12 protein-coding genes are annotated in these 14,294 nt (G+C 74.8%); 7 read left to right on the top strand and 5 right to left on the bottom strand.

Going from position 1 to position 14,294, the window contains the following annotated elements; translation table 11 throughout:
- Nucleotides 1-32 precede the first annotated feature (32 nt).
- Nucleotides 33-716: a zinc ABC transporter ATP-binding protein AztA gene (gene aztA / locus KGD84_RS14180; protein ID WP_220560808.1), complete on the bottom strand. Its 684-nt coding sequence runs from the start codon at nt 714-716 to the stop codon at nt 33-35.
- Between the two features lie 51 nt (nt 717-767).
- Between aztA and aztB the strand changes: the two genes are divergently transcribed.
- The 4 genes from aztB to aztD all read left to right on the top strand — a co-directional run bounded on the left by aztB (nt 768) and on the right by aztD (nt 5,053).
- Nucleotides 768-1,652, top strand: a complete 885-nt coding sequence (gene aztB / locus KGD84_RS14175) for a zinc ABC transporter permease AztB (RefSeq protein WP_220560807.1) — start codon at nt 768-770, stop codon at nt 1,650-1,652.
- Nucleotides 1,649-2,848: an ABC transporter gene (locus tag KGD84_RS14170; protein WP_220560806.1), complete on the top strand. Its 1,200-nt coding sequence runs from the start codon at nt 1,649-1,651 to the stop codon at nt 2,846-2,848. Before aztB ends, KGD84_RS14170 begins: the two co-directional genes overlap by 4 nt.
- Nucleotides 2,849-2,852: 4 nt before the next feature.
- Nucleotides 2,853-3,785 carry a zinc ABC transporter substrate-binding protein AztC gene (gene aztC, locus KGD84_RS14165; protein ID WP_220560805.1) on the top strand — a complete coding sequence of 311 codons (933 nt, stop codon included), beginning with the start codon at nt 2,853-2,855 and terminating at the stop codon, nt 3,783-3,785.
- An 80-nt stretch (nt 3,786-3,865) separates the two neighbouring features.
- Nucleotides 3,866-5,053, top strand: a complete 1,188-nt coding sequence (gene aztD, locus KGD84_RS14160; protein WP_220560804.1) for a zinc metallochaperone AztD — start codon at nt 3,866-3,868, stop codon at nt 5,051-5,053.
- Nucleotides 5,054-5,095: 42 nt separating this feature from the next.
- On the opposite strand, the gene KGD84_RS14155 is transcribed toward aztD, so the two are convergent.
- The 4 genes from KGD84_RS14155 to KGD84_RS14140 form a co-directional block, all read right to left on the bottom strand.
- Nucleotides 5,096-5,992 carry an alpha/beta fold hydrolase gene (locus KGD84_RS14155; RefSeq protein WP_220560802.1) on the bottom strand — a complete coding sequence of 299 codons (897 nt, stop codon included), beginning with the start codon at nt 5,990-5,992 and terminating at the stop codon, nt 5,096-5,098.
- The gene (locus tag KGD84_RS14150) at nt 5,989-7,491 is read right to left on the bottom strand and encodes a flavin-containing monooxygenase (protein WP_220560801.1); all 1,503 of its coding nucleotides are present in this window, start codon (nt 7,489-7,491) and stop codon (nt 5,989-5,991) included. Before KGD84_RS14150 ends, KGD84_RS14155 begins: the two co-directional genes overlap by 4 nt.
- 310 nt (nt 7,492-7,801) lie before the next feature.
- Entirely contained in the window at nt 7,802-9,103 is a 1,302-nt protein-coding gene (locus tag KGD84_RS14145) for an MFS transporter (RefSeq protein WP_255646536.1), read from the bottom strand.
- Nucleotides 9,100-10,731, bottom strand: a complete 1,632-nt coding sequence (locus KGD84_RS14140; RefSeq protein WP_220560800.1) for a class I adenylate-forming enzyme family protein — start codon at nt 10,729-10,731, stop codon at nt 9,100-9,102. Before KGD84_RS14140 ends, KGD84_RS14145 begins: the two co-directional genes overlap by 4 nt.
- 178 nt (nt 10,732-10,909) lie before the next feature.
- On the opposite strand from KGD84_RS14140, the gene KGD84_RS14135 reads away from it, so the two are divergent.
- The 3 genes from KGD84_RS14135 (at nt 10,910) to KGD84_RS14125 (ending at nt 13,775) form a co-directional block, all read left to right on the top strand.
- Complete coding sequence (locus tag KGD84_RS14135) at nt 10,910-11,506, top strand: TetR/AcrR family transcriptional regulator (protein WP_220560799.1); 597 nt, start codon at nt 10,910-10,912, stop codon at nt 11,504-11,506.
- Nucleotides 11,507-11,583: 77 nt separating this feature from the next.
- Nucleotides 11,584-12,771 (top strand): acyl-CoA dehydrogenase family protein, encoded by a 1,188-nt coding sequence (locus tag KGD84_RS14130; protein ID WP_220560798.1) that lies wholly within the window; start codon nt 11,584-11,586, stop codon nt 12,769-12,771.
- Nucleotides 12,768-13,775: a phosphotransferase family protein gene (locus KGD84_RS14125; RefSeq protein WP_220560797.1), complete on the top strand. Its 1,008-nt coding sequence runs from the start codon at nt 12,768-12,770 to the stop codon at nt 13,773-13,775. The genes KGD84_RS14130 and KGD84_RS14125 overlap by 4 nt, the downstream gene beginning before the upstream one ends.
- The last annotated feature ends 519 nt before the right edge of the window (nt 13,776-14,294 follow it).

Below are 14,294 nucleotides of genomic sequence, written 5' to 3'. Positions count from 1 at the left end.
GGCGGCGGACCGGGGAAAGCTTGACCCGCGCCTCACCTTTGGGCGAGCGCCCCGCCGGCCTCCCGGGGCAGCCCGCCCCGCATCCGCAGGACGAGGTCGGCGCGCGCGGCCTCGCGTTCGGAGTGCGTGGCGTGCACGACGGTGACCCCGCGGGCGCGCTCCTGCTCCAGCACCTCCCCGATCCGGGCGCGGGAGTCCGCGTCCAGGCCGGTCGCGGGCTCGTCGAGCAGGAGCAGGTCCGCCTCCTGGGCCAGCCCCTGGGCCAGCAGGACCCGCTGGCGCTGCCCGCCGGACAGCTCGCCCAGCTGCCGCCGGGCCAGGTCGGCGACCCCCAGCCGCTCCATGCACGCCCCGACCTCCTCCCGGTCCCGGCGGGTCAGCCTGCGCCACGGCCCCCGCAGCCCCCACCTGCCCATCTCCACGGTCTCCCGCACCGTGATGGGCAGCGCGTCGGAGACCGCGCTGCGCTGCACAACGAGGGCGGGGCGGCGCGGCGTGCCCAGGCTCACACTCCCGGTCCGCGGGGCCAGGACCCCGGCCATGACGGACAGCAGCGTGGACTTGCCCGAGCCGTTGGCCCCCACCAGGGCGGTCACCGTCCCCGCGGGGAGCGCCAGGGTGACGCCGCGCAGGACGTCGCGGCCGCCGTGGCCCGCGTACACGTCCGCCAGTTCGACCGCCGGCGCCCCTGCCGTACCGGCCCCGTCCGAGGTCATGCCCACCTCCGATTTGGTAGTGAAAACGGTTTTCATTATAGAGTGCCCGGCATGGAAGCCCTATTCGCCCCCTTCGAGGTGGTCTTCGTGCAGCGTGCGCTGTGGGGAGGCGTCCTCGTGTCCCTCATCTGCGCACTGGCCGGAACCTGGGTGGTGCTGCGCGGGATGGCCTTCCTGGGGGACGCGATGTCCCACGGAATGCTCCCCGGGGTCGCCCTGGCCTCGCTGCTGGGCGGCAACCTGTTCGTCGGCGCTGCCGCGGCCGCGGCCGGGATGGCGCTGGGGGTCACCGCGCTGAACCGCTCGCCGCGCCTGTCCCAGGACACGAGCATCGGCCTGCTCTTCGTCGGCATGCTCTCGGCGGGGGTGATCATCGTCTCCCACTCGGGGTCCTTCGCCGTCGACCTCACCGGCTTCCTGTTCGGCGACGTCCTGGCCGTGCGGGAGCAGGACCTGGTCCTGCTCGCCCTGGCCCTGCTGGTGGCCCTCCCCGTCGCGGTCCTGGGACACCGCTCCTTCACCGCCCTGGCCTTCGACCCGCGCAAGGCGACGACCCTGGGCCTGGCCCCCCGGGCCGCGCACGCCGCCATGCTCGGCCTCATCACCCTGGCGGTGGTCGCCTCGTTCCACGTGGTCGGCACCCTGCTCGTCTTCGGCCTGCTCATCGCCCCTCCGGCCGCGGCCGCGCTCTGGGCCAGGAGCATCCCCGCGATCATGGCCGGCGCCGCCGTACTGGGCTGCACCGCCACCTTCGTCGGTCTGCTCGTGTCCTGGCACTGGGGCACCGCGGCCGGGGCCAGCATCTCGGCCACCGCCGTGGCCCTCTTCTTCTGCTCGGCCGCCCTGTCCCGGCTCCGGCCCGGCGGCGGCCCCACTCCCCCCGACGACGATCCCCCCGCACCCCTGCACACGGACGAAAGGTCGAACGCGTCATGATCCGCACCCACCGCAGAGGCCGGCTCCCGGCGTCGGGCGCCGGGCTGCTCGCCGCCGCGCTGCTCGCCGGATGCGGCCCCGCGCCGCAGGAGGAGCCGCCCGCGGACGCCGAGCCGACCCCGCACGGCTACGTCGAGGGGGCTGAAGAGGCCGCCGAGCCCCAGTCGCGCCTGGTCCTGGCCGACGACGAGGGCCGGATCCAGGTCCTGGACCTGATCACCGAGGAGTCCACCCTGCTGGACCCCGTCGGCCCCGTCGACGGGATCACCGGCGACGGGCGGTTCGCGTACCTGTCGTCATCCGATGAACGGACGACCTCCGTCGTCGACAGCGGCGTGTGGACCGTCGACCACGGCGACCACTCCCACTACTACCGGGCGGAGATCCGCACGGCCGGGACCGCCGACATCACCGCCGCGAGCGCGGCGACCGACACCGCCCTCACCGCCCTGAACGGCGCCGACGGCACGCTCGCGCTGCTGGACCGGCCCTCCCTGGAGGACGGGACCGCCGCCGCTGCCGCCGCCGACCCGCGGGCGGCCGGCCTGACCCTCCCCTACGCCGAGCGGCTGATCGTGGCCGAGGACGGCCCCGTACAGGTCCTGGACCGGGACGGCGGACCCCTGGAGACCCTGGGCGAGGAGTGCGCCGACCCCGGGGCATGGGCCGACACCCGCCGCGGCCTCGTCCTGGGCTGCGCGGACGGCGCGCTCGTGGTCACCGAGGACGACGGCGCCCTGACCGCGGAGCCCCTCCCCTACCCCGACGGCCTGCCGGCCGGGGCCGCCGTCGCCGGGTTCCACCACCGGCCCGGGGCCGCGGCCCTGGCGGCGGTCCCCGCCCCGGACACCGTCCTCGTGCTCGACCTCGCCGAACGGCGCTGGGACCACTGGGAGCTGCCCGGCGTCGTCACGGCGACGGCGGTCGGCGAGGGCGCCTCCGTACTCGCCCTCACCGAGGACGGGGCCCTGCACGCCCTGGACCCCGCCACCGGCGAGGAACGCGCCCGCACCGACCTCCTGGAGCGGGTCGACGCCGAGCACCCCCCGACCCTCCAGGTGGACACCTCCCGGGCCTACGTCAACGACGCGCACGCCGGACGGGTCCACGAGATCGACTACAACGACGACCTGCGCGTGGCACGCACCTTCGAGACCGAGGTCGCGCCCCACCACATGGTCGAGACCGGACGGTGAACCGATGAGCAGCCCCCGCACCCGGCCGCGCACCGCGGCGCTCGCCCTGGCCCTGGCCGCCGCCCTCGGCCTCTCCTCCTGCTCCGCCGGCGACGGCCCCGGCGAGGGGATCGTGGTCACCACCAACATCCTCGGCGACCTCACCCGCGCGGTGGTCGGCGACCAGGCCGAGGTGACCGTCCTGATGAAGCCCGACGCCGACCCCCACTCCTTCGGGGTCTCCGCCCAGGAGGCCGCGCTCATCGAGGGCGCCGCCCTGGTGGTGCACAACGGCCTGGGCCTGGAGGAGGGCGTGGCCCGCAACGTGGCCGCCGCCGAGGAGGCGGGCGTCCCCGTCCTGGCGGTGGGCGAGGCCGTCGACCCGCTGCCCTACACCTCCGACGAGAGCGAGGGCGAACCCGACCCCCACTTCTGGACCGACCCCGCACGGGTCGCCGCCGCCGTGGACCTCATCGCCGAACAGGTCGTGGAGCGGGTCGACGGCGTCGACGCCGAGGCGGTCCGCGCCAACGCCGAGGCCTACGGCGGGGAGCTGGCCGAACTGGACGAGTGGATGACCGCCGAGTTCGACGCGATCCCCCGCGAGGAGCGCCGGCTGGTGACCAACCACCACGTCTTCGGCTACCTCGCCGACCGCTACGGCTTCGAGGTCATCGGCGCGGTCATCCCCTCCGGCACCACCCTGGCCTCCCCCAGCGCCTCGGACCTGCAGTCCCTCGCCGAAGCGGTCGAGGCCGCCGGCGTGCGGGCGGTGTTCGCCGACTCCTCCCAGCCCGACCGGCTGGCCACGGTCATGGCCGAGCAGGCCGGCGTGGAGATCGACGTCATCCCGCTCTACTCCGAATCGCTGACCGGCCCGGACGGCGGAGCGCCCACCTACCTGGACATGATGCGCGCCAACACCGAGGCCATCGTCGACGGCCTCACCGCGCCCTGACCCCTGCCCCCCGCCCGCGGCGCCCCGCGCCCCGGAGAACACCCGTCCCCGCAAGAGAACGACACAAGGATCGAAACACCATGAGATCACCCCGCACCGCGGCACGGGCGGCCCTGCCCGTCGCCCTCTCCGCCGGACTGCTGCTGAGCGCCTGCTCGGCCGGCCAGGACGGCGGGGCCGAGCAGGCCTCCACGGACGCCTCCCCCGCCGAGGCCGCCATCGCGAACCCGATCGCGGTCACCTACGACGGCGGCATCTACGTCCTGGACGGCGACACCCTGGAGGTCGCCCAAGACATCGAGATCGAGGGCTTCAACCGGCTCAACCCCGCCGGGGACGACCGCCACGTGTTCGTCTCCACCTCCGAGGGCTTCCAGGTCCTGGACGCCGCCGCCGGCGAGCTGACCGACACCGTGTTCGCGGCCGACACCCCCGGCCACGTCGTCCGCCACGCCGGGCGCACCGTGCTGTTCGCCGACGGCAGCGGCGAGATCACCGCCTTCGACTCCGACGCCCTGGGCGACGGGATCCCCGAGGACGCCGAGACCCACACCGCCGAGGAGGCCCACCACGGGGTGGCCGTCGAACGGGAGAACGGCGAACTCCTGCTCACCATCGGCACCGAGGAGGAGCGCACCGGCGCCCTCGTCCTGGACGCCGACGGCGAGGAGATCGCCCGCAGCGAGGACTGCCCCGGCGTCCACGGCGAGGCCGCCGCCGAGGGCGACACCATCGTCATCGGCTGCGAGGACGGCGTCCTGGTCTACGGCGACGACGGGTTCACCAAGGTCGACGCCGAGCACGACTACGGCCGCATCGGCAACCAGGCCGGATCCGACACCTCGCCCATCGTCCTGGGCGACTACAAGACCGACCCGGACGCCGAACTGGAGCGCCCCGAGCAGGTCTCCCTGATCGACACCTCCGACGCCTCGCTCACCCTGGTCGAGCTGCCCTCCAGCTACACCTTCCGCTCCCTGGGCCGCGGCCCCGGGGACGAGGCCCTGGTCCTGGGCACCGACGGCTCCCTGCACGTCATCGACCCCGAGACCGCCGAGCTCACCGACTCCATCGAGCTGATGGACGCCTGGGAGGAGCCGCTGGAGTGGCAGCAGCCGCGCCCGGCCCTCTTCGTCCGCGGCGGCACCGCCTACGTGACCGACACCGCCACCCGCCAGGTCCACGCCCTGAACCTGGAGACCGGCGAGGTCACCGCGTCGACCACCCTGGAGGAGACCCCCAACGAGCTGAGCGGCGTCGCCCCCTGACCCGCCGGGGCCGGTGCGCGCCGCGCGCACCGGCCCCCGGGCTCAGCCCCCGGCGCGGGCCGTGTGGTCCCGGACCAGGTCCACCAGCCGATCCACCACCCCCGGGGCCAGGTGGTGGGCCATCCCCCCGATCTCCACGAACCTGGCCCCCGGCACGGCCCGCGCGGTGGCCCGCCCGCCGCTGGGGTGCACCATGAGGTCCACGTCCCCGTGCACCACGAGCGTGGGGGCGCCGATCCGCGCCAGCTCCCGGGTCCGGTCCCCCGAGGCGTGGATGGCCCCGATCTGCCGCGGCACCCCGCTGCGGGCCCGCACTCCCCCGGCCCGCTCCCACAGGCCCCGCGCCCAGGCGACCTCCTCGTCGATGTCCGGCGGGAAGACCGCCGACCCGATGTGCCGCAGGAACGCCAGGTGCTTGCGCACCGACTCCTCGACCGTGCGCGCCGGGCGCCCGCCCATGCGGGCCAGGCTCGACCACGCCACCCGGCCCACCCGCCGCTCCCCCGTGGTGGAGAAGACCGACGTGAGCGACGCCGTCCGGTCGGGGTGGCGGGCCGCGAGGGTCTGCCCGATCATGCCGCCCATCGACATCCCCACCAGGTGGGCGCGTTCGATGCCCAGGTGGTCCAGCAGGCCCACGGTGTCCGCGGCCATGGCGCCCAGGTCGTAGGAGTCCGGGCGCGGCCGACCCAGCACGCTGTGCAAGGGGGACGGCGACGGCGTCGGCACCCGCGTGGAGCGGCCCGCGTCCCGGTTGTCGAAGGCGACCACCCGCGCGCCCCGGTCCAGGAGCCCGTCGACCATCCGCCGGGGCCAGGACGTCAGGTCCAGTCCCAGGCCCGCGATGAGCAGCACCGGGACCCCCTCCGGCGGCCCCTGGACGCGGTAGCAGATCCGCGTGCCGTCCGACAGGTCGGCGAACCGGTCCTCCCCCGTCACGCCGACGCCTCCGTCCGCACCGGCGCCGCCGCCCTCGCGAAGCGCAGTTCGGGGTCGGCCACCCGGTCCGCCCGCAGCAGTGCCACGTCCTCGGTGTAGCCCGTGGAGGTCAGCCACGGGGCGCGGTCGCCCTGGCGGGGCAGCTCCGCCACCGACCGCCGCACGTACCCGGCCGCGAAGTCCAGCAGCGGGCGCGTGGGCATCCCCGGATCCGAGGGCTCGGGCACGCAGATGTCGTACCCGCGGGCGTCCATGTGCTCCAGCAGGCGGCAGAAGTGCTCGCACAGCAGGCCGACCTTGAGCGTCCAGGACGTGTTGGTGTACCCGACCGCGAACGCCAGGTTGGGCACCCCCGACAGCATCATCCCCTTGTAGGCCACCGTGTCGGGCAGGCGCACCGGCGCGCCGTCCACCGTCAGCTCCACACCGCCGAACAGCCGGAGGTTCAGGCCGGTGGCGGTGACGACGACGTCGGCCTCCACCTCCCGCCCCGACTCCAGCAGCAGCCCCTTCTCCGTGAAGGAGGCGATCCGGTCGGTCACCACCGACGCCCGCCCCGAGCGGACCGCCCGGAAGAAGTCGCCGTCGGGCGCCGCGCACAGCCGCTGGTCCCAGGGGTCGTAGGGCGGGGAGAAGTGCTCGTCCACCGGGTACCCGGCGGGCAGCTGCGCGACCGTCACCCGGCGGATGAGCCCGCGCGCCGCCTTGGGAAAGCGCCGGCAGAACCTCCAGACCAGGGCGCTCTTCCAGATGTTCTTACGCCGTGCCATCCGGTGGCCCCGCTCGTCACCGAAGACCCTGCGCAGCCGGTCGGCCAGGGCGTCCCCGCGCGGCACCGGCATGATGTACGTGGGCGTGCGCTGCACCATGGTGACGTGCCCGGCCTCGCGCGCCATCGCCGGGACCAGCGTGACCGCGGTGGCCCCGCTGCCGATCACCGCGACTTTTCCGTCCGCGTAGTCCAGGTCCCGCGGCCAGTGCTGGGGGTGCACGACCGTGCCGGCGAACCGCTCGCGGCCCTCGAAGCGCGGGGTGAAGCCCTCGTCGTAGCGGTAGTAGCCGGAGGCGCTGAACAGCCACCCGGCGCTCAGCCGCAGCCGCTCACCGGTGTCGGTGCGCTCGATCTCCACCAGCCACCGCGCCCGCTCGCTCGACCACTCGGCGCCCAGCACCCGGTGGTGGTACCGGATGTGCGGCCCCAGGCCGTTCTCCTCGACCGCCTCCCGCAGGTACGCCAGGATGCGGTCGGCGTCGGCGATGGCCTGGTGGTCCCGCCACGGCTTGAACTCGTAGCCGAAGGTGTGCAGGTCCGAGTCCGAGCGGACGCCCGGGTACCGGAACAGGTCCCAGGTCCCCCCGACGGCCGCCCGGGCCTCCAGGACCGCGAACCGCTTTCCGGGGTGGTGCTCCTTCAGGTACCGCGCGGCCCCGATCCCGGAGATGCCCGCCCCGACGACGAGCACGTCCAGGTGCTCCACCTCTGTCCGCCCACCGGCCATGTACCGCTCTCCTCCGTTCGGCGCGCCTCTACCACCCTGTGCGAACCGGGCCGTGTCGTGCCGGCGCACCGCGCACCGTGCTCCCGGTCCGCGTGGTGCACAACGCTACTGCGGCCCCCTCCCGGCCGGTCCCCTCGCCCCGCGTCGCGCGACTGTTCCGGCGCGGAGCCGAGCCCGCGCCGGAACAGCCGCGCGCCCCGGCCGAGAACCCCGTGGACGTGGCCGCCACCCCGGGGCCGCTGCGCCGGCGGGCCCCTGACACGGCGCGGGCCCGTCCCCGGCCGGGGACGGGCCCGCGGGGCGCCGGCGCTCACTCCCGTGTGAGCTCCATGCCCCTGGTCTCGCGGATGAACAGGCACGACAGGCCGGTCAGCGCGCACAGCGCCATGATGTACACACCGAACACCCAGCCCGCGCCCAGGTTCCCGAACAGCTGGTTGAGGTAGGGCGCCGTCCCGCCGAACACCGCCACCGACAGCGAGTAGGCGAACCCGATCCCCTGCGTGCGCACCCGGGTCGGGAAGCTCTCCGACAGGATCGCCGAGAGGATCGCCGCCGGGGCCGACACCACCAGCAGCGCCACCGAGGTCGCCACCAGCAGCGTCCACCCCTGGTCGGTGATCATCCGGGTGAGCGGGTACTGGAGGGCGAACATCAGCACCGCGAAGAACAGCAGCATCGGCCGGCGCCCGACCCGGTCCGACAGCAGCCCCCAGAACGGCAGCGACACCAGCGCGATCACCTGCGCGGCCACCGACATCCAGTAGGCGGTGCCCGGGTCCATGCCCTGCTGGGTGATGGCGTAGGTGGAGACGTAGGAGGTCCACGTGTAGTGGGCGGCGGTGATGCCCGAGACCATGGCGATCATCACCAGGACGGCGCGCACCAGGCCCGCCCGCGACATGCGCTCGGGGGCCGGGCCCGTGTCCCCGCCCCGGTCCCGGTCGGCCTCGAAGACGTCGCTCTCGTCCATGTCCCGCCGCAGGTACAGCGCGACCAGCGCCAGCAGCGCGCCCAGCAGGAACGGCACCCGCCAGCCCCACTCCCCGACCGCCGACTCCGACAGCGCCGAGGTGAGCACGCCGCCCAGGGTGTAGGCGATGACCGACCCGCCGAAGATCGCGATGAACGCGACGCTGCCCCACATGCCGCGCCGGTGCGGCGGGGCGATCTCGCCCACGTAGGAGTAGGCGGTGGCCGACTCACCGCCGTGCGCGAACCCCTGGAGCACCCGGGCGGCCAGCAGCACCAGGGACGCCCACGCCCCGATCGTGGCGTAGGTGGGCATCAGGCCGATGACCAGGCTGCCCACCGCCATCATGAGCATGGTCGTGACCAGCACGAACTTGCGTCCGCGCCGGTCGGCGATCCGCCCGAACACGATGCCGCCCAGCGGCCGCATGAGGAACCCGACGGCGAACACCGCCAGGGTGGACAGCAGCGCCGACAGCGGGTCGCCCTGGTCGAACATCACAACTGCAATGAAAGGCGCGAAGACCGCGTAGGCGCTCCACTCGTACCATTCCAGGACGTTGCCGACCGTGCTGGCCAGCAGGGACTTCTTCTTCGAACGCAGGGACGCGGCGCCGGGCGCCGGGACGGTGACGCTCATGCGCCGCCTCCTGAGGGGGTGGTGGGAACGGGGGTGTCCCGCAGCGCCCGCCGGCGGATCTTGCCGGTGGGCGTCTTGGGCAGGGTCTCGACGATGTGGACCTCGCGCGGCCGCTTGTAGGCGGCCAGGTGCTCGCGGGCGAATCCGGCCAGCTCCTCGCCGGTCGCCCGCGCCCCGGAGGCGAGGGAGACGTAGGCGACGACGGACTCGCCCCGGTAGGGGTCGGGGCGGCCGACGACGGCGGCCTCGAACACGGCGGGGTGGCGGTGCAGAACGTCCTCGACCTCGCGCGGCCAGACCTTGTAGCCGGACACGTTGATCTGGTCCTTGAGCCGGTCCACCAGGTACACCCACCCGTCCCCGTCGATGACGGCGACGTCGCCGGTGCGCAGCCGACCGCCGGGGAAGGCGGCGGCGGTCTCCTCGGGCCGGTCCCGATAGCCGGGGACCACGGACGGCCCCGAGATCTCCAGCTCGCCCTGTTCCCCCGGCGGGACCGGGTTCCCACCGGAGTCCACGGCGCGCGCGGTGACGCCGGGCAGCGGGAGGCCGATGGACAGCGACCCGCCGACCGGGTCCACCGGGGCCTCGCGGCCGAGCGGGACCGCGATGACGCCCGAGCTGGTCTCGGTCATGCCGTAGGCGTTGTGGATGTACACCCCGAACCGCTCCCGGAAGCGCTCGACGGTGGAGGGCGGGATGGGCGCGCCCCCGGAGTAGAGGGCGCGCACGCTGCGGAAGTGCGCGGGCCGGGCGTCGGGGTGGTCGTACAGGGCGTTGAACGCGGTGATCGACCCGATGGTGAAGGTGACGCGGTGCTCGGCCAGCGCCTCCAGGACGACGTCGGCCCGGAAGCGGTGGGCGAAGACCAGCAGGGTGTCGTGCACCAGGGCCAGGGCGGCGTTGATGACCGCGCCGGTGATGTGGAACAGGGGCGCCAGGGCCAGCACGGCGTCGCCGGGGCGCAGGTCCACGTGGCGGCCGAAGGTGGAGGTCACCGCCAGGACGTTGGCGTGGGTGTTCATCGCGCCTTTGGGCGGCCCGGTGGTGCCGGAGGTGTAGGTGAGTAGGGCGACGTCGCCGGGGCCGACCCCGGTCGCGGGCGGCCGCCGCCCGGCGTGCGCGCGGGCCAGCTCCATGAGGTCGCCGTCGGGCGGGGGCGCGGCCCGCTCCGCCGTCAGCACCCGCGGGTCGTCGCGCCCCTGGAGGTCGCGGTCGCTGGTGCCCAGCACCCAGCGCACGGGGCTTCCGGCCAGCGCCCCGCGCACCCCGGGGTGGTCGGTGTCGGCGCACACGATCCCGACCGGCGCGGCGTCGTCGACCAGGCGCCGCAGCTCCTCGCCCCGGTACATGGGGTTGACGGGCAGCGCCGCGGCGCCGAGCTTCCACAGGGCGAGCAGGACGAGCGCGTACTGCGGGATGTTCTGGAGGCGCACGCCCACGCGGTCGCCGCGGCCGACCCCGCGCTCGGCGAGGGCGGAGGCGATGGCGTCCGAGAGGTCGTCGGCCTCGCGTGCGGTGAGCACCCGGTCGAAGTAGGCGATGGCCGGGGCGTCGGGCGAGGCCTCGACGCGGCGACGCCAGGCCCCGGGGAGGGTGTCGGGGGTCCGGGGGAGGTCGGATGGCATGTCGCGGCCCTTCTCTCTGCGGGAACGTCGACGTCCGGGGTACCGACCGAACGATCGCTCGGTCGCCTGTAGTGTTGTGGATCACACCGGCGCTGTCAACACCCCGGCGGCGCCCGCCCACCCCGTCCGCGGCACCGATAACGTGCTGGCGACGGACCACGAGGAAGCGAGGGACACGTTGACGGAGTCCTGGCGTTCGTTCGGCGAGCAGCGGCTGTCCGCCCCCCTGGCGGCGGCCCTGCACTGCTTCGTCGAGCAGGGGTACCACGGGACCACCATCCGGCGGATCGCCGAGCGGGCCGGGCTGTCCGTGCCCGGCCTGTACCACCACTACCCGTCCAAGCAGGCGCTCCTGGAGGGCCTGGTGATGACGGTGATGCGCGAGCTCCTCGACCACACCCGCCGGGCGGCCGCCGAGGCCGGGGACGACCCCGGGCTCCGGTTCGACAACCTCGTCGAGTGCCTGCTGCGCTTCCACATGCACCGGCGCGACCAGGCGTTCGTCGCCTCCACCGAGATCCGCGGCATGGACCCCGACGTACGCGAGGCCTACATCGCGCTGCGCGACGAGCAGCAGCGCATGGTCGACGACGCCGTGCGCGACGGGGCGCGGGAGGGCGTGTTCACCACCCCCTACCCCAAGGACGCCGGCCGCGCCGTGACCACCATGTGCGTCGCCGTCGCCTCCTGGTACCGCCCCGACGGGGAGCTCTCCCCCGACGAGGTCGTGGACCACTACCTGACCCTGTGCCGGGCCACCGTCGGCGCGCGTTGACGCCGCCGCGGGGGCCGTGCCACGCTGTGCCCACCAACACCGACCGAGCGATCGCTCGGTGGTAAGGGAGGCTCCACGTGATCGACCTTCAGCCCACCCCCGCCGCGGCCGACCTCACCCGGGCCACCCTGGCCTTCGTCCGCGACGAGATCCTCCCCCTGGAGGAGGAGCACGGGGGCGACATCGCCCGCGGCGGCGAGGCCCTGCGCGAACGGATGCAGGAACGGGCCCGCGCCGCCGGGGTCTTCGCCCCGCACGTCCCCCGCGAGTACGGCGGCCACGGCCTCGACATGCGCGACCGCGCCCCCGTGTTCGAGGCCGCCGGGCACTCCGTCTTCGGCCCCCTGGCCCTCAACATCGCCGCCCCCGACGAGGGCAACGTCCACCTGCTGGACCACGTCGCCACCCCCGACCAGCGCGAGCGCTTCCTGGAGCCGCTCTGCCGCGGCCGGGTCCGCTCCGCGTTCGCCATGACCGAACCCGCCCCCGGCGCGGGCGCCGACCCCTCCGCCCTGGCCACCACCGCCACCCGCGTCCCCGGCGGCTGGCGCGTCGACGGCCGCAAGACCTTCATCACCGGGGCCGACGGCGCCGGGTTCCTCATCATCATGGCCCGCACCTCCGGCTCCCCCGGCGACCGCGGCGGCGCCACCATGTTCCTCTCCCCCGCCGACGCGCCCGGACTCACCGTGGGACGCCACGTGCGCACCATGGACACCTCCATGCTCGGCGGCCACTGCGAGGTCGCCTTCGACAGCCTGTTCGTCCCCGACGAGAACGTCCTGGGCGAGGTCGACCAGGGCTTCCACAACGCGCAGGTGCGCCTGGGGCCGGCCCGGATGACCCACGTGATGCGCTGGCTCGGCAGCGCCCAGCGCGCCCAGGACATCGCCGCCGCCCGGGCCGCCGAGCGCGAGCTGTTCGGCTCCCGCCTGGGCGACCTGGGCCTGGCCCGGCAGCTCATCGCCGACAACGAGATCGACCTGGCCGCCACCCGCGCCCTGCTGGTCCGGGCCTGCTGGGAGCTGGACACCGGGGCCGACGCGCGCACCTCCACCTCCGTCGCCAAGACGTTCGCCGCCGAGGCCATCCACCGGGTGGTCGACCGGGCGGTCCAGCTCTGCGGCGGCCTGGGCGTCAGCGACGACCTGCCGCTGGCCCGGCTGCTGCGCGAGGTGCGGCCCTTCCGGATCTACGACGGGCCCTCCGAGGTGCACCGCTGGTCGATCGCCGCCCGCGTCGTGAAGGGGGCCCGGGCCCGGTGACCGCTCCGGCCCTGGACACCGCCGCCCTCGCCGCCTTCCTGGGCGTCCCCGGCCCGCTGCGGGCCGTACCGCTCTCCGGCGGCAAGTCCAACCTGACCTACCGGATCGACGACGCGGCCGGCCCCCGCTGGGTGCTGCGCCGCCCGCCGACGGCCGGGCTGACCCCCTCGGCCCACGACATGGGGCGCGAGTACCGGACCGTGGCCGCCCTGCGGGACACCGGCGTCCCGGTGGCCGGGGCCGTGGCCCTGTGCGAGGACCCGCGGGTCCTGGGCGCGCCGTTCTCCCTGGTGGAGTACGTGGACGCGCGGGTGGTGCGCACCCGCGACCAGCTGGCTGACTGGGACGACCGCGCGGTCGCCGACTGCGCGCACGCCCTGGTGCGGGTGCTGGCCGCGCTGCACGCCGTCGACCACCGGGCCACCGGCCTGGCCGGGCGGCCGGACGGGTACCTGCGCCGCCAGGTGGACCTGTGGGGCCGCCAGTGGCGGCGGGTCCGCACCGGGGACCTGCCCGACCTGGACCGGCTGCACGGGCTGCTGTCGGAGTCGGTCCCGGACTCCTCCGCGCACGCGGTCGTGCACGGCGACTACCGCATCGACAACGTCATGCTCGACCACGGCGACCCCTCCAAGGTGCGGGCGGTGGTGGACTGGGAGCTGTCCACCCTGGGCGACCCCCTGGCGGACGCGGCGATGATGTGCGTGTACCGGACGCCGGGGCTGGACCTGGTGCTGGGCGAGCCCGCGGCGTGGAACAGCGAGCGCCTGCCCGACGCCGACGCGCTGGCGCAGATGTACGCCGACGCCTCGGGCCGGGACCTGGAGCACTGGGCGTTCCACCTGGGCCTGGCCCACCTGAAGCTGGCGGTCATCGCCCAGGGCATCGAGTACCGCGCCCGCCAGGGCGCCACGGGGGCGGGCCGCGACCGGGCGGGCGAGGCCGTCGCCCCGTACGCAGCGGCGGGTCTGCGGGTGCTGGCGGCGGAGCGGCGCGGGGTGTGAGGCGGGGGCGGGTTCGGGGGCGGTGCAGGGTCCTGGGGCAGTGCCAGAGCTTGGGGCAGTGCCGGAGCCCGGGCGGGTGAAGGGAACCGCCACCTTTACGGGGTAGATTTCCGGCATTTCAGACACGGCGTCTCCCTGGCAGGCAGGGCGACCGTCCTCCCCGGCACCCGGGCCGCCCCGGGCTTCCCTGCCCCCTGCGCCCCCGCACGACCGGGCCCACTCCCGGCCCGGGCCGCGGGCCCCTCCCCCGGCGGACAGGCGAGCGCTGCGTTCACGCGGCCACGACGGACACCCAGGTACGGCCTCGCCCAGGGTCTACAGCCTCCGGCCACACGGGCGGCCAGGGCGGACAGGCGAGCGCGGCAGTCAGGCAGGCGCGGCGGACGGTCCGGCACGGCCGTCACGCGGCTACGGCGGACACCCGGGCACCGCGGGACAGGCAAGTTCGGGAAACACACGGCCTCGGCGGACACGCAGACAGGCAGGCACGGCCGACACACAGGCACGATGGAAAGACAG

This window comes from Nocardiopsis changdeensis, assembly GCF_018316655.1.
In the GTDB taxonomy this organism is placed as follows: domain Bacteria; phylum Actinomycetota; class Actinomycetes; order Streptosporangiales; family Streptosporangiaceae; genus Nocardiopsis; species Nocardiopsis changdeensis.
The sequence above is the reverse complement of the archived record's forward strand: the minus strand, read 5'-3'. Positions and strand labels throughout refer to the sequence as shown.